At 45.8% G+C, this 22,005-nt stretch carries 17 protein-coding genes; 15 read left to right on the top strand and 2 right to left on the bottom strand.

Going from position 1 to position 22,005, the window contains the following annotated elements; all coding sequences use genetic code 11:
* The coding region (locus NYE23_RS24910; RefSeq protein ID WP_341082159.1) for a phospholipase D-like domain-containing protein at positions 1 to 653 on the bottom strand (653 nt) is incomplete at its 3' end.
* A gap of 255 nt (positions 654 to 908) precedes the next feature.
* Between NYE23_RS24910 and NYE23_RS24905 the strand changes: the two genes are divergently transcribed.
* The 10 genes from NYE23_RS24905 (at position 909) to NYE23_RS24860 (ending at position 15,747) form a co-directional block, all read left to right on the top strand.
* On the top strand, positions 909 to 3,020 hold the full coding sequence (locus tag NYE23_RS24905; RefSeq protein ID WP_341082157.1) for a (Fe-S)-binding protein: 2,112 nt from the start codon (positions 909 to 911) through the stop codon (positions 3,018 to 3,020).
* A gap of 469 nt (positions 3,021 to 3,489) precedes the next feature.
* Positions 3,490 to 4,677, top strand: coding sequence for an acetyl-CoA C-acetyltransferase (locus tag NYE23_RS24900; protein ID WP_341082155.1), 1,188 nt, complete (start codon positions 3,490 to 3,492; stop codon positions 4,675 to 4,677).
* A gap of 280 nt (positions 4,678 to 4,957) precedes the next feature.
* Positions 4,958 to 5,809 (top strand): 3-hydroxybutyryl-CoA dehydrogenase, encoded by an 852-nt coding sequence (locus NYE23_RS24895; protein ID WP_341082153.1) that lies wholly within the window; start codon positions 4,958 to 4,960, stop codon positions 5,807 to 5,809.
* A gap of 48 nt (positions 5,810 to 5,857) precedes the next feature.
* Positions 5,858 to 6,988, top strand: a complete 1,131-nt coding sequence (locus NYE23_RS24890) for an acyl-CoA dehydrogenase (RefSeq protein WP_341082151.1) — start codon at positions 5,858 to 5,860, stop codon at positions 6,986 to 6,988.
* A 53-nt stretch (positions 6,989 to 7,041) separates the two neighbouring features.
* Positions 7,042 to 8,181, top strand: coding sequence for an acyl-CoA dehydrogenase (locus NYE23_RS24885; protein WP_341082148.1), 1,140 nt, complete (start codon positions 7,042 to 7,044; stop codon positions 8,179 to 8,181).
* Between the two features lie 31 nt (positions 8,182 to 8,212).
* A complete protein-coding gene (locus tag NYE23_RS24880; protein ID WP_035328010.1) occupies positions 8,213 to 8,857 on the top strand; it encodes a TetR/AcrR family transcriptional regulator in 645 nt (214 codons plus the stop codon).
* Positions 8,858 to 8,906: 49 nt separating this feature from the next.
* A complete protein-coding gene (gene icmF, locus NYE23_RS24875) occupies positions 8,907 to 12,173 on the top strand; it encodes a fused isobutyryl-CoA mutase/GTPase IcmF (protein ID WP_341082146.1) in 3,267 nt (1,088 codons plus the stop codon).
* Between the two features lie 462 nt (positions 12,174 to 12,635).
* On the top strand, positions 12,636 to 12,812 hold the full coding sequence (locus tag NYE23_RS24870) for a hypothetical protein (protein ID WP_341082144.1): 177 nt from the start codon (positions 12,636 to 12,638) through the stop codon (positions 12,810 to 12,812).
* 477 nt (positions 12,813 to 13,289) lie between these two features.
* Positions 13,290 to 13,865, top strand: a complete 576-nt coding sequence (gene rpoE / locus NYE23_RS24865; protein WP_341082141.1) for a DNA-directed RNA polymerase subunit delta — start codon at positions 13,290 to 13,292, stop codon at positions 13,863 to 13,865.
* Between the two features lie 274 nt (positions 13,866 to 14,139).
* Positions 14,140 to 15,747, top strand: a complete 1,608-nt coding sequence (locus tag NYE23_RS24860; RefSeq protein WP_341082138.1) for a CTP synthase — start codon at positions 14,140 to 14,142, stop codon at positions 15,745 to 15,747.
* Positions 15,748 to 15,829: 82 nt separating this feature from the next.
* On the opposite strand, the gene NYE23_RS24855 is transcribed toward NYE23_RS24860, so the two are convergent.
* Positions 15,830 to 16,351, bottom strand: a complete 522-nt coding sequence (locus tag NYE23_RS24855; protein ID WP_341082136.1) for a DUF2529 domain-containing protein — start codon at positions 16,349 to 16,351, stop codon at positions 15,830 to 15,832.
* A gap of 212 nt (positions 16,352 to 16,563) precedes the next feature.
* Between NYE23_RS24855 and NYE23_RS24850 the strand changes: the two genes are divergently transcribed.
* The 5 genes from NYE23_RS24850 to glpX all read left to right on the top strand — a co-directional run bounded on the left by NYE23_RS24850 (position 16,564) and on the right by glpX (position 21,905).
* A complete protein-coding gene (locus NYE23_RS24850) occupies positions 16,564 to 16,938 on the top strand; it encodes a response regulator (protein WP_172581936.1) in 375 nt (124 codons plus the stop codon).
* 257 nt (positions 16,939 to 17,195) lie between these two features.
* A complete protein-coding gene (locus NYE23_RS24845; RefSeq protein ID WP_019380596.1) occupies positions 17,196 to 18,053 on the top strand; it encodes a class II fructose-bisphosphate aldolase in 858 nt (285 codons plus the stop codon).
* Between the two features lie 146 nt (positions 18,054 to 18,199).
* Positions 18,200 to 18,844 carry a fructose-6-phosphate aldolase gene (gene fsa, locus NYE23_RS24840; RefSeq protein ID WP_341082131.1) on the top strand — a complete coding sequence of 215 codons (645 nt, stop codon included), beginning with the start codon at positions 18,200 to 18,202 and terminating at the stop codon, positions 18,842 to 18,844.
* Between the two features lie 661 nt (positions 18,845 to 19,505).
* A complete protein-coding gene (locus tag NYE23_RS24835) occupies positions 19,506 to 20,792 on the top strand; it encodes a UDP-N-acetylglucosamine 1-carboxyvinyltransferase (protein WP_048009438.1) in 1,287 nt (428 codons plus the stop codon).
* A gap of 150 nt (positions 20,793 to 20,942) precedes the next feature.
* Entirely contained in the window at positions 20,943 to 21,905 is a 963-nt protein-coding gene (glpX, locus tag NYE23_RS24830; RefSeq protein ID WP_035327992.1) for a class II fructose-bisphosphatase, read from the top strand.
* Positions 21,906 to 22,005 lie beyond the last annotated feature (100 nt).

Here is a 22,005-nt window from a genome sequence, read left to right as displayed (position 1 = left end):
TCAGGAAAATAGACGCTGTTTGCGAGCAGGTCGGTCTTTGTTGCTTTATACCAGTCAGTCAGAAACTCTCTTTGGAGATCCTGCACGCCTTCGCCCCAAAATTTTAAATGGTAGTCACGCCACGGGTTCAGCTTTTTATCGTGATTGATGTATTCTTTGCCGATATTAAAACCGCCGCTGTAACCGATCTTCCCATCAATAACAGTAATTTTCCGATGGTTCCTGGCCTGAAACGAATAGAAGAGAAAAGGCAGCTTTGGCACATGCGCAAACGAAAACTTGATGCCGCTGGTCTTCAGTTCCTTAACAGTTTTTCTTTTGACAGGAAAGCTTCCGGCCCAATCCAGGAGAAGACGGACTTCCACTCCTTCTTTTGCTTTACCCATTAAAATGGTTAAAAACTCCTTGCTGATTTTATCATCCTTCACAATATAAAATAAAACATGAATGTGCTTCTGCGCTTTTTTAAGTTCGGAGAAAAAATCATCGAACAAAGCAGGCCCGTCTGCAAACAGCTCCATATCAGACAGCCGGATGGGGCATGCGGTCCGCTCAAGCTTTTTCATATGGCTTTTCCGGCCCCATGTAAAATCGATATAGAGCCACAAGAAGATGACGAGTAAAACGGCCATAATGATATTCCAGACAGTCATTGCGATCTTCCTCTCGACATGGTTTTCCCGTTAGTATTTCCTGCCATGACATTTCTATCATGGATTCTTGTCAAACAGGGAGGACTTTTCCACTTCAGGAAAGAAATTAATAAATGGAAATAATAAAATTTTTCGAACAAGTTTTAAGAAAAATGGTTGACTGAATGCTCATTCATTATATAATGAGAGTAAGAGTAAATTCAGAAAATTATATTGTTTTAAAATTTTCTAAGATGAGGAAAGGAGCACATGCCCATGAACGGTTTATTATGGATCAACTTAATTGCATTCCTTCTTGTAACCGCTTACGCTGTCAGCCTGTTTGTCTATGTTGTGAAGACGCGGATTGAATATATTAAGCTTGGCAAAAAGGTGGAGTTTGACGGGAAGGTGAAAGAGCGCCTTGAAAAGATCTGGGTCAATGTTTTTGGCCAGAAAAAGCTTTTAAAGGATAAGAAAAGCGGCATCATTCACGTGATGTTTTTTTACGGCTTCATTCTTGTCCAATTCGGAGCGATTGATTTTATTATCAAAGGAATTAAGCCAGGTGCGCACCTGCCGCTTGGACCTTTATATCCTGGCTTCACTTTTTTCCAGGAAATTGTAACCCTGACGATCCTTGTTGCGGTCATCTGGGCTTTCTACCGCCGTTATGTGGAAAAGCTTGTCCGCTTAAAGCGCGGATTCAAATCAGGCCTCGTCCTTATTTTTATCGGAGGGCTCATGCTTTCCGTATTGCTTGGCAATGGCATGAGCATGATCTGGCACGGCCATGAAGGAACCTGGACAGAACCGGTTGCTTCCCTGATTGCCGGCGGATTCTCATGGATGGGTGAAACAGCCTCAATTGCTGTCTTTTATATCGCATGGTGGATTCATTTATTATTCCTGCTTGCATTCCTAGTGTATGTGCCTCAATCCAAGCACGCTCACTTAATCGCAGGACCGGCCAACGTATACTTCAACCGGCTGGATAATCCGGGGAAATTAAAGGCAATCGACTTTGAAGATGAATCACAGGAAAGCTTTGGTGTCGGAAAGATTGAAGATTTTACACAGCATCAGATGATTGACTTCTATGCGTGTGTGGAATGCGGACGCTGTACCAATATGTGTCCGGCAACCGGCACTGGAAAGATGCTTTCCCCAATGGATTTAATCCTGAAATTGCGTGATCATTTAACGAATCACGGTGCGGTTGTTACGTCGAAGCAGCCTTGGGTGCCGACATTCGCTTTTTCCAACACGAAAGGCAATCAGCTTGCCCTTGCAGCTGCCGGCCAGGGTGCAGAAGAAGCTGCGGCTGGCCTTGCTTACAGCCCAAGCCTGATTGGCGAAGTCATAACAGAAGAAGAAATCTGGGCTTGCACGACTTGCAGAAACTGTGAAGACCAATGTCCGGTTATGAATGAACATGTTGATAAAATTATCGATCTGCGCCGCTACCTTGTGTTAACAGAAGGTAAGATGGACGCGGACGCACAGCGCGCCATGACCAATATTGAGCGCCAGGGCAATCCTTGGGGACTGAACCGCAAGGAGCGCGAAGACTGGAGAGAAGCACGCGAAGACGTTCATGTGCCGACAGTGAAGGAAATGAAAAAGGCGGGAGAAGAGTTCGAATACTTATTCTGGGTTGGCTCCATGGGCTCTTATGACAACCGCAGCCAGAAGATCGCACTTTCCTTTGCGAAACTAATGAATGAAGCCGGCGTCAAGTTCGCCATCCTTGGCAACAAGGAAAAGAACTCCGGTGACACGCCAAGACGTCTTGGAAACGAGTTCTTGTTCCAGGAGCTTGCCACTAAGAACATTGAAGAGTTTGAGAAAAATGAAGTGAAGAAGATCGTCACGATTGATCCTCATGCCTACAACATTTTCAAAAATGAGTATCCGGATTTCGGATTAGAGGCAGAGGTTTATCACCATACTGAAGTTCTTGCCCAGCTTGTGGAAGAAGGCAGGCTGAAGCCGCAATATGCTGTGGAAGAAACGATTACCTTCCATGATTCCTGCTATCTGGGACGCTACAACGAGGTGTATGATCCTCCGCGTGAAATCCTTAAGAGCATCCCGGGCGTCAAGCTTGTGGAAATGGAAAGAAACCGCGAAACCGGCATGTGCTGCGGAGCGGGCGGCGGCCTGATGTGGATGGAAGAAGAAACCGGACACCGCATCAACGTATCACGCACAGAACAAGCATTGGCAGTAAATCCATCCGTGATCAGTTCAGGATGTCCATATTGCTTAACGATGCTGTCTGATGGAACGAAAGCGAAAGAAGTGGAAGAACAGGTTCATACGTACGATGTTGCTGAAATCCTTGAGAAGTCTGTGGTGGGCGAAAGCCGGAATGTAGCATCCTAGTATAGTGAAAGTGGAAATTGAAGCATCGCCGAAATTCCAGTAGTGCATTTTGACGAAAAATGTTTTTACCTGAATTTTGTGTAAAGTGTTTCAATTTCTGCTATTTTTCTAGTAAAATAGAAAATGATAAAAGCGCTTACAATTTTGCTGGGTGACTGAAGATCAGGTAAATCCATTTGTCGCAGTCTAACGGGCAGTAAGACCCCCACTTCAAGACTCAGAGGAATCAAAGGGGGATAAGTGGGGGTCAAATTGCCCGTAAAGGCCCGATTGGTTCAACTAACAATCAGTGGGGAGTACCCCACTGATTGAAGTTTCACTTTATTTCGCGGTCATTTCGAGCGAGCGTTCAGTCAGCCAAAGCACCTTCACAAACAATTAACTTCAACTAGACCTGCAGAAAATACTCTATTTTTTCTAATTAATTTTTCGAACATTTTAAATTAATAGTACAAAGGAGCGATTCTTTATGGGGAAAACCGTAATTCTTAGCGGAGTGAGAACACCTTTTGGAAAATTTGCCGGAGGGCTCAGCAGCTATACAGCTTCTGATCTTGGCGGATTTGCAGTTAAAGAAGCACTGAACCGTGCCGGCGTTAACCCGGAGGATGTCGACGAAGTGATTCTCGGAACCGTTCTCCAGGGAGGACAGGGGCAAATCCCTTCACGCCAGGCTGCCAGAAAAGCAGGATTGCCATGGGAAGTGAAAACAGAAACGATCAATAAAGTGTGTGCTTCCGGCATGCGAAGCGTCACATTAGGGGATCAGATTATTCGCGCGGGTGACGAGGAAGTAATTGTAGCCGGCGGCATGGAGTCCATGAGCAACGCGCCATACATTCTGCCAAAAGCACGCTGGGGCTTGCGCATGGGTGATTCAACGGTCAAGGATTTAATGGTTCACGACGGTTTAAGCTGCAGCTTCACAGGCGTCCATATGGGAACGTACGGAAACTCGACAGCGAAAGAATTCGAAATCAGCCGTGAAGAGCAGGACAACTGGGCACTGAGAAGCCATGAACGTGCGCTTGCTGCAATTGAGTCCGGCAAACTGGCAGAAGAAATTGTTCCGGTGGAAGTTCCGCAGCGAAAAGGGGACCCGGTCGTTGTTTCTCAGGATGAGTCGCCTCGTAAAGATACTTCTTTAGAAAAGCTCGCTAAGCTTGGATCTGTCTTCAACTCCGACGGAACGATCACTGCCGGTAATGCGCCTGGCGTTAACGATGGGGCAGCGGCATTGGTATTGATGAGCGAAGAACGTGCAGAACGAGAGGGCAAAGAACCGGAAGCTTATATTCTAGGCCATACAGCTCTTGCGGTGGAAGCCAAAGACTTCCCGCAGACACCGGGCATTGTCATTAATGCCCTTTTGAAAAAGACAGGAAAAACCCTGGAAGAGATTGACCTTTTTGAAATAAATGAAGCATTTGCGGCCGTAGCTCTCACCAGCGGAAAAATTGCCGGACTTGATGCAGAAAAAGTAAACGTCAACGGCGGGGCAGTGGCACTCGGTCACCCAATAGGAGCGAGCGGAGCAAGAATCATTCTGACCCTGATGCACGAACTGAAGCGCCGAGGAGGCGGAATCGGCATTGCGGCCATCTGCAGCGGCGGCGGCCAGGGCGATGCGGTGATGATTGAGGTTCCGAAGCAGTAATCTGCTTTTATAAGGCGGCTGCACTTCGGAATTATCGGACAAAAGATTGGTGCGGCGGCCCATTTATCGGTCCAAATTAGGTTTTTAACGGCCAAACGTATAAAACGCGGGACAGAACGAACATTTACCGGCCAAAATCGGCTATTTACCGGCCAATTTTATTAGTATACCGGCCAAAAATAGAATTTACCGGCCATTCAGCAAAAATACCGGCCAAACGGATAACAATTTGGTCATCTATGTTATTTACCGGCCAAACCCTAGAACGGAGGATACAAAAATGAAAGTAAAAAACATTATGGTAATCGGCGCTGGACAAATGGGTTCAGGAATCGCGCAGGTTTGTGCACAGGCAGGCTATAGCGTCATCTTAAATGACTTAAAGCCGGAGTTTGTGGAACGCGGCCTTGCTGTAATTAAAAAGAACCTATCCCGCCAGGTGGAAAAAGAGCGCATGACAGCGGACGAGATGGAAGCAGTACTGAAAAATGTAACCGCTTCAAGTGACCTGCAGGACGCCAAAAACGTGGAGCTCGTCATCGAAGCAGCGGTTGAAAACATGGAGATCAAAACGAAGATCTTCAGCCAGCTCGATGATATTGCACCAGAGCATGCGATTCTGGCAAGCAACACGTCATCCCTTCCGATTACAGAAATCGCAGCCGCAACAAAACGTCCGGAAAAAGTAATCGGCATGCATTTTATGAACCCGGTGCCGGTGATGAAGCTTGTGGAAATCATCCGGGGCCTTGCGACTGCTGACGAAGTGTATCAAACGATTGAAGACATCACGAAGACACTCAAGAAAGTGCCGGTTGAAGTAAATGATTTCCCAGGATTCGTATCCAACCGCATCCTGATGCCGATGATCAATGAAGCAATCTTTACGCTTTATGAAGGGGTCGCGACAAAAGAGGCCATTGATGAAGTGATGAAGCTTGGCATGAACCATCCAATGGGGCCGCTGACTTTAGCTGACTTTATTGGACTCGACACATGCCTGTATATTATGGAAACCCTTCATGAAGGCTTTGGCGATGATAAATACCGTCCATGCCCGCTGTTAAGAAAATATGTAAAAGCCGGCTGGCTTGGCAAAAAGACAGGCAGAGGCTTCTACGTTTACGAATAAACAATAGGCCTTGGCGAACAAAGCCGGGCAGCATCGGAGGGTATACAAATGAACCTGAGATTTACAGAAGAGCAGGAAATGATGAGAAAAATGGTGCGCGGCTTTGCACAGGCAGAAATCGCCCCTTTTGTTGAAAAAATGGAGCAGGGCGTGTTCCCGAGGGAGATTCTCCGCAAAATGGGCGAGCTGGGCCTGATGGGGATTCCCATTCCTGAAAAATACGGCGGATCGGAAATGGACTTTACATCTTACATTATCGCCATCCATGAACTGTCACGCGTAAGTGCGACGGTTGGCGTCATTTTATCGGTTCACACATCGGTTGGAACAAACCCAATCCTTTATTTCGGTACGGAAGAGCAAAAGCAGAAATATATTCCCAAGCTTGCTTCAGGGGAGTATCTCGGTTCTTTTTGCCTCACGGAACCGAGCGCAGGCTCGGATGCCGGAAGCTTAAAGTCCCGTGCCGTAAAAGATGGAGATCAATACATTATCAATGGCTCTAAAGTATTTATTACGAATGCCGGCGAAGCCGACGTATATATCGTATTTGCATCCACAAGTCCGGAGCTTGGCAGCAAAGGCATCTCAGCTTTCATTGTCGAGAAGGATACGCCAGGCCTTGTATTTGGGAAAGATGAGCACAAAATGGGTCTGCACGGCTCAAGAACGCTGCAGCTGACATTTGAAGATATGCGGGTTCCGGCTGAAAATCTCCTTGGCAATGAAGGAGAGGGCTTCAAGATTGCGATGGCTAATCTGGATGCCGGACGGATCGGGATTGCTTCACAGGCACTTGGAATCGCAGAAGCGGCTTTTGAAGCAGCCGCGGGTTATGCAAAGGAACGTGTACAGTTCGGCAAGCCGATCGCCGCTCAGCAGGGTGTCGGTTTTAAGCTTGCAGACATGGCAACAAGCGTTGAAGCAGCAAAACTATTAATCTATCGTGCTGCAGACATGCGCCAGCGCGGCATCAAGTGCGGACTTGAAGCCTCCATGGCAAAGCTGTTTGCATCCAAAACGGCAGTGGACGTGACAACAGAGGCCATCCAGGTATTCGGCGGCTATGGGTACACAGAGGATTACCCGGTTGAGCGCTACTTCCGCGATGCGAAAATTACCGAAATCTATGAAGGCACAAGTGAAATTCAGCGTATTGTCATCAGCAAACAGCTGTAAAGCTGCCTTTTAATAAATAAATCAACGAATCCATATAAAGCGAGGGACCAACAATGAATTTCCAATTAAGTGAAGAGCATGAAATGATCAGAAAAATGGTGCGCGATTTTGCCAGGAACGAAGTGGCTCCGACAGCTGCAGAACGTGACGAAGAAGAACGCTTTGACAGAGAGATTTTTGACAAAATGGCGGAGCTTGGCTTAACAGGGATTCCGTGGCCTGAAGAGTACGGCGGAATCGGCAGTGATTACCTGGCTTACTGCATCGCAGTTGAAGAGCTTTCCAGAGTGTGTGCATCTACAGGTGTAACTCTTTCTGCCCATACTTCCCTTGCAGGCTGGCCGATCTTCAAGTTCGGCAACGAAGAGCAAAAGCAAAAGTACTTAAAGCCAATGGCACAAGGTGAAAAAATAGGCGCATACGGACTTACTGAGCCGGGCAGCGGTTCTGACGCCGGCGGAATGAGAACGACAGCACGTCTTGAGGGCGGTCATTACGTCTTAAACGGCAGCAAAATATTCATCACAAACGGCGGAATCGCAGATATCTATGTCGTGTTTGCCCTGACAGATTCATCCTCCAAGCATAAAGGAACAACAGCGTTCATCGTGGAAGCAGGCTTTGAAGGCTTCTCTGTCGGCAAGAAGGAAAAGAAATTGGGAATTCGTTCATCACCTACAACTGAGATTATTTTTGAAGAGTGCAAGGTTCCGGTTGAGAACGTGCTTGGCAATGTAGGCGAAGGCTTCAAAGTTGCCATGATGACACTTGATGGCGGCCGCAACGGCATCGCTGCTCAGGCAGTCGGAATCGCTCAGGGTGCACTGGATGCTTCCATCGAATACGCTAAAGAACGCCACCAATTCGGCAAGCCGATCGCTGCCCAGCAGGGAATCGGCTTTAAGCTTGCAGACATGGCAACAAGCATCGAAGCTTCAAGACTATTAACTTACCAGGCAGCATGGCTGGAATCAGAAGGACTTCCATACGGAAAAGAATCTGCCATGTCCAAACTTCTTGCGGGTGACACGGCCATGAAAGTAACAACAGATGCCGTTCAAATCTTTGGCGGCTACGGATATACAAAGGACTACCCGGTAGAACGCTTCATGCGCGACGCCAAAATCACGCAAATCTACGAAGGCACACAGGAAATACAGCGTCTTGTAATCTCTCGTATGGTAACGAAATAATATGTCTGACTGGGGGAGGCGGTAGGTAACAATGAAAAAACGAGAAGTGCAGGCTTCTGTTAAAGATGAGCGTCTTGTCAAAAAAAGACGCGATCAGATGATCAAAGGTGCCGTCACCCTTTTTATCCAAAAAGGGTTCCATCGTACAACAACTAGAGAGATCGCAAAGGCATCTGGTTTTAGTATTGGAACGCTTTATGAATACATCCGGACAAAAGAAGACGTCCTTTACCTGGTTTGCGACAGCATTTACGACCAGGTCGCCGAGCGGCTTCAAAAAGGCCTTGATACAAAACAGGGCACACTTGAGAGCCTGAAACAGGGCATCGCCGATTACTTCAAAGTGGTCGACGAAATGCAGGATGAGGTGCTTGTCATGTACCAGGAAGTAAAGGCGCTGACAAAAGACGCCCTTCCATATGTGCTCAAGAAAGAAATTGAAATGGTTGGCATGTTCGAGCATGTCATTACCCTTTGCGTGGAGAACGGAGAACTGGACCTGCCGGAGGAAAAAATCAAAATGATCGCCCATAACATTTTTGTCCAGGGGCAAATGTGGGCATTTCGCCGCTGGTCCCTGCAGAAAATGTACAGCATTGAGGAGTATATCCAGCTGCAGACCAATCTTCTTTTCCAGGGGATAAAGGATTCGGGTAAGGTCTCGGAAAAAGCTTAAGAATAGTGCGCAGGGATTAGCCTTGCGTTTACGGACAAGGGGGAGAACGATGAGCAATCCAGAAGTCTATAAGCCGAAAAATCATATTCGTTTTGTGACGGCTTCCAGTCTATTTGACGGGCATGATGCTTCCATCAACATTATGCGCCGCATCATCCAGGCAAGCGGGGCAGAGGTCATCCACCTCGGGCATAACCGTTCTGTGGAGGAAGTCGTAAATGCTGCGATTCAGGAAGATGTGCAGGGAATCGCCATTTCCTCTTATCAGGGAGGACATGTGGAATACTTCAAATATATGTATGATCTTTTGAAGGAAAGAGGTGCATCCCACATCCGCATTTATGGCGGCGGCGGCGGTGTCATTATCCCGAAGGAAATCAAAGAATTGCATGACTACGGAATCGCAAGGATTTTCTCGCCGGAAGACGGCCGGAAGTCAGGTCTTCAGGGCATGATTGATCAGATGATCAAGGAATGTGATTTCCCGACGTTCACAGCTGAAGCATCCGAGCAGATTGAAAAGCTTCAGGATGGGGAAACAAATGCCATTGCCAAGCTGATAACACTGGCTGAGCATCAGGTAACAGTAGGCAAGGAAGCGGCAGCTGCGCTTGAGCCGGTTATGGAGAAAGTGAAGTCCCTCGAAAAGCAGGTTCCGGTTGTAGGGATTACAGGAACAGGCGGTGCCGGAAAAAGCTCGCTGACAGATGAGCTGATCCGCCGTTTCATTAATGAAATTCCAGAGAAAAAGGTCGCGATTCTTTCAGTAGATCCGACAAAGCAAAAAACGGGCGGAGCCCTTCTTGGCGACCGTATCCGCATGAACGCCATTTTTAATCCGCGCGTCTACATGCGAAGCCTGGCAACAAGGAATTCCCGCAGCGAGCTGTCGCTAGCGATTCAGGATGCCATTTCAGTTGTCAAAGCAGCCGGATTTGATTTGATTATTGTGGAAACAAGCGGAATCGGGCAGGGAGATGCCGGCATTACGGAAATTTGTGATGCTTCGATGTATGTGATGACAAGTGAATTCGGTGCACCTTCCCAGCTTGAAAAAATTGATATGATCGATTATGCCGATTTGATCGTCATTAATAAATTTGAGCGCAAAGGCTCAGAGGATGCGATGCGCCAGGTGCAAAAGCAGTACCAGCGCAGCCGGATGCTTTTTGAAAAAGAGCTTGAAGACATGCCTGTCTACGGAACCATTGCGAGCCAGTTCAATGACCCGGGCACAAACGCGGTGTTTGCGGTACTGGTGGAAACGATTAATGAAAAAGCAGGCACAGATTGGAAAACCAGTTTTACAAAAAACGCAAAAGTTGAAAAGCAGAATGTCATTATTCCGAATGAACAGCGCTATTATCTCCGCGAAGTATCTGAAACAGTCCGCGGCTACCATAAGAAAGCCGAGGAGCAGGCGGATCTTGCCCGAAAACTGTTCCAGCTTGAAGGGGCTCTGCTTGCTGTAAAGGAACAAGAAGGAAACGAAGAAGTCATTGCTTCTCTTGAAGCCATTAAATCAGCAGCAGAAGAAAAGCTGACGGCTGAAACAAAGAACATTCTGGCAGGCTGGGAAGATCTGAAGGAAAAATACTCAGGCGAGCAATTTGTAACAAAAATCCGTGATAAAGAAATCGTGACGGTTTTAAAAACAAAGAGCTTATCCGGGCTGTCCATTCCAAAAGTGGCACTGCCTAAGTACAAGGATTACGGAGAAATCATCCGCTGGGTGTACAGAGAAAACGTGCCGGGTTCCTTCCCTTATACAGCCGGTGTTTTCCCATTCAAACGCGAGGGGGAAGATCCGAAAAGACAGTTTGCCGGAGAAGGGACGCCTGAACGGACAAACCGCCGCTTCCATTATCTTTCCAAAGATGATGCTGCAAAGCGTCTGAGCACAGCGTTTGATTCGGTCACCCTATACGGGGAGGATCCTGATTACCGCCCGGATATTTACGGAAAAGTCGGGGAAAGCGGAGTCAGCATCTGTACACTGGACGATATGAAGAAGCTGTATGCCGGCTTTGACCTTTGCCATCCATCTACATCTGTATCAATGACGATTAATGGGCCGGCGCCGATAATTTTGGCGATGTTCATGAACACTGCTATCGAACAGCAGATTGAGGCAAAAGAGCAGGAGCTTGGCCGCGTGCTGACACCGGAAGAATTCACAGAAGTCAGGGCGCAAACGCTGCAGACGGTCCGCGGAACCGTTCAGGCTGATATTTTAAAAGAAGATCAGGGACAGAATACATGTATCTTCTCGACAGAATTCGCTTTAAGAATGATGGGTGATATTCAGCAATACTTCATTGATCACAAGGTCCGCAATTACTACTCTGTATCGATTTCCGGCTACCATATCGCGGAAGCGGGCGCTAACCCGATTTCACAGCTTGCCTTTACACTGGCAAATGGCTTTACGTATGTGGAGTACTATTTGAGCAGAGGCATGAACATCAATGATTTTGCTCCAAACCTTTCATTCTTCTTCTCTAATGGACTGGATCCGGAGTATACGGTGCTTGGCCGTGTGGCGCGCCGCATCTGGGCAACTGTTATGAGAGATAAATATAGTGCGAACGAGAGAAGCCAGAAGCTGAAGTACCATATCCAGACTTCAGGGCGTTCCCTGCATGCACAGGAAATCGATTTTAACGATATCCGCACAACACTGCAGGCGTTAATGGCGCTTCAGGATAACTGCAACTCGCTTCATACCAATGCGTATGATGAAGCCATCACGACACCTACGGAAGAATCCGTCCGCCGCGCGATGGCCATCCAGATGATCATTACAAAAGAGCATGGCTTGTCTAAAAATGAAAATCCGCTTCAGGGCGCATTTATCGTGGATGAACTCACAGATTTAGTGGAAGAGCAGGTACTGAGAGAGTTCGAACGCATCAATGACCGCGGCGGCGTTCTCGGTGCCATGGAAACTCAATACCAGCGCGGCAAAATCCAGGATGAGTCCATGTACTATGAAATGAAAAAGCATACCGGCGAGCTACCGATCATCGGGGTCAACACCTACTTGAATCCTAATCCTCCATCAGAGGATGAAATGAACAACATGGAGCTTGCAAGGGCAACGAAGGAAGAAAAAGAAACGCAAATCCACAATCTGCGCAGCTTCCAGGAACGCAACAAAGACAGATCGGAAGAGGCACTGAAACAATTGAAGGAAGCAGCAGTCAGCGGCGGAAACATTTTCGCCAAGCTGATGGAAACCGTCAAAGTGGCAAGCCTCGGCCAGATTACCCGTGCATTATACGAAGTGGGCGGGCAGTACCGGAGGAATATGTAAAAAGAAAAGCGGAAGCGCCTTGCCCACAAAGGAACGCAGACTAAGAACGCCACGTCCTGTGGCAACGTCTGCATGACCCGCATCCTGCGGGCCTCAAGCACAAGACGAGCCCTGCAAGAAGGTGTTCTTTCCTTCTGGAAGGGATTGGCTTATGTCTCGAGTCCCTAGGAGCCGAAACAAGCCAAGCTTGTGACCCCGAGGGGGTAGGCGCTCCTCCTAAAAGCTAACACTTTTAGTCCTGCGATGATTATGCTGCGGAAGCGTTCCTTGTGGAGCTAGACAGTTCGCGAAGTTCAGCAATATAAATTCTGTTATCAGCAACATTGAAACAGGGCCTGCAGCTGCAGGCCCTTGTTTTCTGCACTATTATTTAACATAGAATTAATATAAAATACATCCATATCCTATATAATGGAATCAATACATAGCAGTCCACTTCGGGGAACCTGGGGATGTGAAAATATGAAAAAAATCTTGCTCTACACAGCCATACTTGCCGCTGCTGCAGGTGTTTACTTTTTATATGGAAAACAGCTGGGAGCCATAGCATTCTTCCTGCTCTCCATCTACTTCACCTGGCTCGCCTATAAAAAATGGGACCGGCCGCTGAGAGGCAGGAGAAAGCGGAGGGCAGATTAGCTTCTTTTTAAAGGATAATTTTAAAAAAGTTAATTGTCTTTCGAATACAATGAGAGTTTTTCTGCTGAGTTAATTGGAGCGGAGGCACTTGATCCTCGAAAATGCTGACGCATTTTCTTCGTGCGGTGTTTATCCGAGGAAGCCTATTCAATGTCCTGCGGGAGGAGAGGGAGCGGGAGACCCCGCAGGCGAAGCCGAGGAGCTCTGTTCCTCCCCGCGGAGAGCAAGTGCCCCGTACTGAAATTAACGGACATCCTTCAAAGCCCTATTAAGATAATTTAAAATCAAGAATAAACCGCATAAAAATACTCAGAACAGCAGATATAACTGGCATAAACCGTAAAAATTTGTTTATAATGAAGAATATGCCTTCTTGCAGGCTGTCCGCATGCATTTGCAGGACCCTGCGGAAATTTAACTTATATAGTTATAAATGCGCGTTTATGAGCGTTTACATAGGGAAAGGAAGTGCTGATATTGAGTTTGGAACAGTTCTCAAAAGAAGAATTGCAGGAAATGTCATTAATCGAAGTGGCTTATGAGCTTCTGACAAGCAAAAAAGAACCAATGGCCTTTAATGACATCATGAAAGAAGTAGCTAAACTTATGAACCTTTCAGAGGAACAAGTCAAGGGGAAAATTGCACAGTTCTATACAGATTTAAATATAGATGGCCATTTCATCGGATTGGGCGATAACCGCTGGGGTCTTCGTTCATGGTATCCAGTTGACCAATATGAAGAAGAAGTCGTAACGGTAATCAAGCCTAAGAAGAAAAAGGCGAAGAAAAAGGACGACGATGATCTCGATCTTGAAGATTATGATGAACTGGATGAAGAGGATATCGATTACGATGATATCGACGGATTCGATGATGATGATCTGACTGAAGACGATGATGAAGATCTTCTCGACGATGACGATGATCTTGAAGATGATGATGATTTCGAAGATGAAGATATCGTGGAAAAAGATGAAGAATTCGATCTTGGCGACGATGACGAAGAGCTTGAGGAAGATGAACTAGACGAAGACGAAGAAGAAGATTTATAACCTTGACTTTTCGTTTCAGGGCTTGTAGAATACTTTTTGGGCTCCTTAAAAAAGGACGATTCGTTTAGACGCTAATAGCGCTCCCTTACTTACTTAAGTAAGAGGAGCGCTTTTTATTTTTTTTACAGGCCATGTGCCTTTTCAAGAAGAGCTAAACCATCCCTTTGCGATAAGCTTCCGCTGAAAAAACCGGAGGCTGAACAATAGAATTTTTATCATCAAGTCTTTAAACCGGCATCATTATGCACAAACTGATATCAAGGGGGAATTTTTCATGACTAAGTATATTTTTGTTACGGGCGGAGTTGTTTCGTCACTGGGAAAAGGAATCACGGCAGCATCGCTTGGCCGCCTGCTGAAAAACAGAGGGTTAACGGTTACGATTCAGAAATTCGATCCTTACATAAATGTGGATCCGGGAACTATGAGCCCGTACCAGCATGGTGAGGTGTTTGTAACTGGTGACGGCGCAGAGACTGACCTGGACTTAGGCCACTATGAGCGCTTTGTTGATATTAACCTGACAAAGTACAGCAGTGTAACAACTGGTAAAATCTACTCAACAGTCCTTAGAAAAGAGCGCCGCGGCGACTATAACGGCGGAACGGTACAGGTCATTCCGCATATCACAAATGAAATTAAGGATAAAGTTTTCCGTGCAGGCCATGAAACAAATTCTGATGTGGTCATCACGGAAATCGGCGGAACAGTAGGGGATATTGAATCTCTTCCATTCCTTGAAGCGATCCGCCAGATTAAGAGCGATATCGGCCGTGATAATGTGATGTACATTCACTGTACATTGGTTCCTTACATCAAGGCAGCAGGGGAAATGAAAACAAAGCCGACACAGCACAGTGTTAAAGAACTTAGAAGCCTTGGCATTCAGCCAAACGTGATCGTTCTTCGTACTGAAATGCCAATTTCCCAGGATATGAAGGATAAAATTGCGCTATTCTGTGATATCGATAAAGAAGCAGTTATTGAAGCAACAGATGCGGATACGTTATATTCTATACCGCTATCTCTTCAAGATCAGAAGCTTGATGAAATCGTCTGCAAGCATTTGAAGCTGAATTGCGGAGAAGCGGACATGACCGAGTGGAAACAGCTGGTTGACAAGGTTCTAAACCTTTCAAGAAAAACTAAGATTGCTCTTGTCGGAAAATATGTTGAATTGCAGGATGCTTACATTTCTGTTGTAGAAGCCTTAAAACATGCGGGTTATGCATATGATTCTGATATTGAAATTAAATGGATCAACTCTGAAGAAGTGTACAGCACGAACGTGAATGAACTGCTTCAGGACGTGGACGGAATCCTGGTGCCGGGCGGATTTGGCGACCGCGGCATTGAAGGGAAAATCCTTGCTATTCAATATGCGCGCGAAAACAAGAAGCCATTCCTTGGCATCTGCCTGGGCATGCAGCTGGCTTCCATTGAATTTGCAAGAAACGTATTGGGTCTTGAAGGGGCGCACTCAGCAGAAATTGCTCCTGAAACACCGCATCCAATTATCGACCTTCTGCCTGAGCAAAAGGATATTGAAGATTTAGGCGGAACACTGAGACTTGGACTGCAGGCCTGCAAATTAAACGAAGATACAAAAGCCTTTGAAGCTTACCAGGATGAAGTGGTATATGAGCGTCATCGCCATCGCTATGAGTTCAACAACCACTACCGTCAGGATATGGAAAAAGCAGGCTTTGTCTTCTCTGGTACAAGCCCTGATGGCCGCTTAGTGGAAATCATCGAAGTCAAGGATCACCCTTGGTTCGTCGCTTCCCAGTTCCATCCTGAATTTATCTCAAGACCAACTCGCCCTCAGCCATTATTCCGAGAATTTGTCGGGGCATCATTGAAGTTTAGCGAGATACTATAATATGTGAAAAATCCCTCCGGTTGCGGAGGGATTTTTTGTTTTTGGCTCACAAAGTATTTTTTACAGATGAAACCCGCCAAATCTACTCAAACTCTGCCAAAATCTCATCAATCGTAAACTTAATTCCATAATACACAAACAAAGCAGCCATGGAAGCCGGATAGCCGAAGCGATTGCCCTCTTCGTCAGGCAGAAGGCCTTTCGCAAGCTTTAAATCTATATGAATATCAGCGAAATCAGCCAGGCTGCCGCCATGATCAGTCCTTAAAGTGCTTACTGCCACAAATGGTATCCCTTTTTCGGATAAAGATTTTGCCAGAACGGCTGCGTCTTCGTCATCCGAATATCTAGAAAAGATGATGACCCGGTCTGTTTCTGAGACTTCCGCCTCTTTCTCCAAAATCGCTGCATCTCTAAGGGGTTCCTGACTTTGAATGGCTTCATAACCGATTGCAGCCATTTCTTTAGTTCCGTAAATATATATTTTCCCATCACCGGCAGCAGCCTGGGCCAAAAGGCGGGCGCTGTCCTCAATGGAAAATTCCTCTTTTTCCTGAAGTCTTTTAAATAAGCCTGTCAGCTGGGTAGAAAACATTTTCAGCAAATCAGTTCACTCCTTCATCTCTTCCTGCGGTTCTATTATAGAGAATAGAGAAAGAAAGGTAAAATATTCAAAGGTAATTGCTAAAATAAGAAGGAATAATCATGTTTCACAGAGAAAATAGCTGTAGGAGAATGTATAGTTAAGTGACCTGCAATCATAATTCAGTATGGTATTTAAACCTAAGTGCTTTCAATACGACAGGAAGAGGTGGCTTGATGAAAGGGAAAATTTTAATCGTAGATGATCAGTTCGGAATCCGTATTTTACTTAATGAGGTACTGCAGAAGGAAGGGTATGACACATACCAGGCTGCCAATGGAGTCCAGGCTCTCGACATTGTTTCCAAGCATTCACCTGACCTTGTTCTTCTTGATATGAAAATACCGGGAATGGACGGGATTGAAATTTTAAAAAGAATGAGAGTAGTGGATAAAGATATCCGCGTTATTATCATGACAGCTTACGGTGAACTCGATATGATTCAGGAAGCAAAGGATCTGGGTGCTCTTACTCACTTTGCGAAGCCATTCGATATCGATGACATCAGGGCGGCAGTAAAGAAATATTTGCTTGTCCCTAACTCATAATAAGCCAAAAATACCCGTTTTTTACCTGAAATTCCAACACGATAAAAATGATAGCGTTTGCTTTATGACAATTCATAAAAACTCGCTGGAATAATGGCTTTTCTAAGTCCTTTTTGGTATGATAACAGATGAATTCCAAAGGGTCGTCTCAGTTTATCAGACTATTTTAAGGGTACATATTCGATAGTGTTAAGGGGAAAACTTTAACAGTATTTAGTCTGTTGAACTTAAACGATTATCAATAAGGAGGAAGAAAAATGCCTTTAGTTTCTATGACTGAAATGCTTAATAAAGCAAAATCAGAAGGCTATGCAGTGGGTCAATTTAACTTAAACAACCTTGAGTTCACTCAAGCGATCCTGCAGGCGGCAGAAGAAGAAAAGTCACCGGTTATCCTTGGTGTTTCCGAAGGTGCTGCGCGCTACATGGGCGGTTTTAAAACGGTTGTAAAAATGGTTGAAGGACTGCTTGAAGATTACAAAATTACCGTTCCTGTGGCTATCCACTTAGACCACGGTTCAAGTTTTGATAAATGTAAAGAAGCAATCGATGCCGGATTCACATCTGTTATGATCGATGCTTCCCATGATCCATTCGAACAAAACGTCGAGACTACTTCAAAAGTAGTTGAATATGCACATTCAAAAGGCGTTTCAGTTGAAGCAGAGTTAGGAACTGTCGGCGGACAGGAAGACGATGTTGTGGCTGATGGCGTTATTTATGCTGATGCTAAAGAATGTGAAGAGCTGGTTAAGCGCACAGGCATCGACTGCCTTGCTCCGGCCCTTGGTTCTGTTCATGGACCATACAAAGGCGAGCCTAACCTTGGCTTTGCTGAAATGGAAGAGATCGGAAGCCTTACAGGTGTTCCTCTAGTTCTTCATGGCGGAACTGGAATCCCAACAAAGGATATCCAAAAGTCCATCTCTTTAGGAACTGCTAAAATCAATGTAAACACTGAAAACCAAATTGCTTCTGCAAAACGCGTTCGCGAAGTATTGGCAGCAGATACAGAAGTATACGATCCGCGCAAATACTTAGGACCGGCACGCGAAGCGATTAAAGAAACTGTAATCGGCAAAATGCGCGAATTCGGTTCTTCAAACAAAGCATAATCAAATAACTGCACGAGAAACCGCTTCTAGATTTAGGGGCGGTTTGCCTTGTTTATTGAGGTGCACCCGCATGTAAGGCTTTACAGAATCACAGCTTTAATTAATAATACATAGATATTAGAATATTTTATAAGGTGGGATTTTATATGAAGTTTTTCATCGATACAGCGAACATGGACGAAATTAAAGAAGCATACGCGCTTGGGGTAGTTGCAGGAGTAACAACCAACCCTTCACTGGTGGCAAAGGAAAAGAATGTATCCTTTCCTGACCGTCTTCGCGAAATCACGGATTTGGTGCCAGGCTCAGTTAGCGCCGAGGTCATCGCTCTAGATGCTGAAGGCATGATTAAAGAAGGAAGAGAGCTTGCAGCGATTGCACCAAACATCACAATCAAGGTGCCAATGACACCGGATGGCCTGAAAGCAGTAAGTGCTTTTTCAAAAGAAGGCATTAAAACAAATGTAACGCTGATCTTCAGTGCAAACCAGGCGCTGCTTGCTGCAAGAGCAGGTGCAACATATGTTTCTCCATTCCTTGGACGTTTGGACGATATTGGCCACAACGGTCTTGATCTGATCTCCACAATCTCAGAGATCTTCGCGATTCATGACATTGATACAGAAATCATTGCGGCTTCCATCAGACATCCTCAGCATGTGACGGATGCAGCATTAAGAGGAGCTCATATTGCGACAGTTCCTTATAAAGTCATCCAGCAATTATTCAGCCATCCTCTGACAGATAAGGGAATCGAAGCGTTCCTCGCAGACTGGAACTCAAGAGGATAAAGTGAAACTTCAATCGGTGGGGAGCGCTTTTCTCCCTGCTGATTGTTAGTTGAGGCCCGCAGGAAGCAGCTTTTGGGAGGACGTGGCGTTCTTAGTTTTGTCCTTCTTACTGCCCGTTAGACTGCGATAAAGCTTTCTTCGGAAAAATAACTCTAGGAAACTGGCTTTGTTTATTTGTACTTTGAGAGCTGTCCAGCTCCAGTGCTTACCCCCATCAAGTTGTCGTGGGTGGGCAAGGCGCTTGCGCTTTTCTTGAGTAAAGCCAGCCCCATTACTTGTACCCCGGCTTTTTAGTGCTTCTTTCTTAATTTTGACTTTTTTTGAATACAATACATGAGATTTGATTTTTCGTGTAAACTATAAGATAAAGATAATGTCGGATTCTGTAAAAAATACATGGAAAATTGTTCCTTTTGAAACTTAGAATGTTGCAAAATGCAGATACATGATAATATGAAAGTGCATATTTTCCCAAAGACTATTTTTCCGATATTAAAAAAAGACAAGCCTATTAGGTTTCTTATAGAAGCTATGGCTATTTCCTGCCAAAGTTGGTTAAAAAAGTAGTGTGTAGCTTTTGCTGTAAGGGCTATCAATTTTTTAAAAATTGAAGTCAAATTCCAGCATGTGTGTTTAACAACGGCTTAGAAGGGAGTTACAAATGGAAAAGCTAATGATTGCAGGTGGATATCCTTTAAAAGGTACTGTCCGGATCAGCGGAGCGAAGAATAGTGCTGTTGCGCTGATTCCAGCTACCATTTTAGCGGAATCGCCTGTAACAATTGAAGGTTTGCCGGATATTTCGGATGTACAAATTCTAAAAGATTTGCTTGAAGAAATAGGGGGCACTGTCGAATTCTCTGAAAATGATATGACAGTTGATCCCTCTTCCATGATTTCCATGCCTTTGCCGAACGGAAAAGTAAAAAAACTGCGCGCTTCCTATTATTTAATGGGAGCGATGCTCGGCCGATTTAAAAAAGCGGTTATTGGACTTCCCGGAGGATGCCATCTCGGACCAAGGCCGATCGACCAGCATATAAAAGGGTTTGAAGCTCTTGGCGCGCGTGTGACCAATGAGCAGGGAGCCATTTACCTTCGTGCCGATGAACTGCGCGGAGCCCGTATTTATCTCGATGTTGTCAGTGTTGGAGCAACCATCAATATCATGCTTGCCGCTGTCAGGGCAAAAGGCAGAACCATTATCGAAAATGCAGCAAAAGAGCCTGAAATCATTGATGTTGCTACCCTTTTGACCAATATGGGCGCGAAAATCAAGGGTGCCGGCACAGATGTGATCCGCATTGATGGTGTGGACCATCTGCATGGCTGCCAGCATACAATCATCCCGGACCGGATTGAAGCGGGAACGTATATGATCGTTGGTGCAGCGGCCGGAGAAGGCGTGCTGATTGACAATGTCATCCCGCACCATCTTGAGTCCTTAATTGCAAAGCTGCGCGAAATGGGCGTTCAGATTGAAACGAACGACGACCAGGTATTTGTCGGACCAGCTGAGAAAATGAAAGCTGTGGATATAAAAACACTTGTTTATCCGGGCTTCCCTACAGACCTGCAGCAGCCGCTGACTTCTCTGTTAACGGGAGCAGAAGGGACAAGCATGGTCACTGATACTATTTATAGTGCCCGTTTTAAGCATATTGATGAGCTGCGCAGAATGAATGCCAACATTAAAGTGGAAGGGCGCTCTGCGATCATCAATGGACCTGTTCAGCTTCAGGGTGCTAAAGTGAAGGCGAGTGATTTGCGCGCAGGCGCTGCACTGGTAATTGCCGGCTTAATGGCGGAAGGTGTCACTGAAGTCACAGGCTTAGAGCATATCGACAGAGGCTACAGCCACCTGGTTGAAAAGCTGAATGGACTTGGTGCCACAATCTGGCGGGAAGAAATGAGCAAAGAAGAAATGGAACAAATGAAGAACGCATAAATAGAACACCTTTGAATATTGACAGCTGACTGATCTTTTGTAAGATCAGCAGACAAATATAAATTAAGGCGGGCTATTGCGGTGCCGGGGGTAAGAAGCCGGTCCGCATTTGCCATGCTGCCAGCCTTAGAATCCGGGGAGGAAAAATCGATGGAAAGAAGTTTGTCAATGGAATTAGTTCGCGTAACGGAAGGTGCCGCTTTAGCATCAGCACGCTGGATGGGCCGCGGATTAAAAGATGAGGCGGATGATGCCGCTACTTCTGCAATGAGAGATGTATTCGATACAGTGCCAATGAAAGGAACAGTCGTTATCGGGGAAGGCGAAATGGATGAAGCGCCAATGCTTTATATCGGCGAAAAGCTTGGAACAGGCTATGGTCCGCGTGTAGATGTCGCTGTTGATCCGCTTGAAGGCACTAACATCGTAGCATCCGGCGGCTGGAATGCATTAGCTGTACTTGCAGTAGCTGACCATGGAAATCTTCTGCATGCTCCGGATATGTACATGGACAAAATTGCAGTCGGTCCTGAAGCGGTTGGACAAATTGATATTAACGCTTCTGTTTTGGATAATTTGAAAGCGGTGGCAAAAGCCAAAAACAAGGATATTCAGGATGTTGTGGCGACAGTGCTTAACCGTGAGCGCCATGAACACATCATCAGCCAGCTTCGCGAAGCTGGTGCCAGAATTAAATTAATCAATGATGGCGACGTGGCTGGAGCCATTAATACTGCCTTTGATGAAACGGGTGTCGATATTCTGTTCGGATCCGGCGGAGCACCAGAAGGCGTGCTGGCAGCTGTTGCCCTTAAGTGCCTTGGCGGGGAAATTCAGGGGAAACTTCTTCCGCAAAATGACGCAGAGGCTGAGCGCTGCTTAAAGATGGGCCTTGATATTAACAAAGTCCTTCTTATGGAAGACCTGGTAAAAGGCGATGACGCAATTTTTGCTGCAACTGGCGTAACAGATGGGGAGCTTTTGAAGGGTGTACAGTTTAAAGGCTCATATGGTTCAACCCATTCAATTGTTATGCGTGCCAAATCAGGAACGGTCCGCTTTGTCGAAGGGCGCCATAGTCTGAAGAAAAAGCCTAATCTTGTTATTAAATAAATATATATAAACAGATAGAAAATGAGTGCTGGCCACATTGCGCCAGCCTGCTCATTTTCATTTCCTTCCTGCTATATTTTCCATATCAAATTTTGTTATT

It is taken from the genome of Cytobacillus sp. FSL H8-0458 (assembly GCF_038002165.1).
Taxonomy (GTDB): Bacteria; Bacillota; Bacilli; order Bacillales; family Cytobacillaceae; genus Cytobacillus.
Note: the sequence above shows the minus strand (reverse complement) of the source record. Positions and strands in the feature narration are given on the sequence as shown.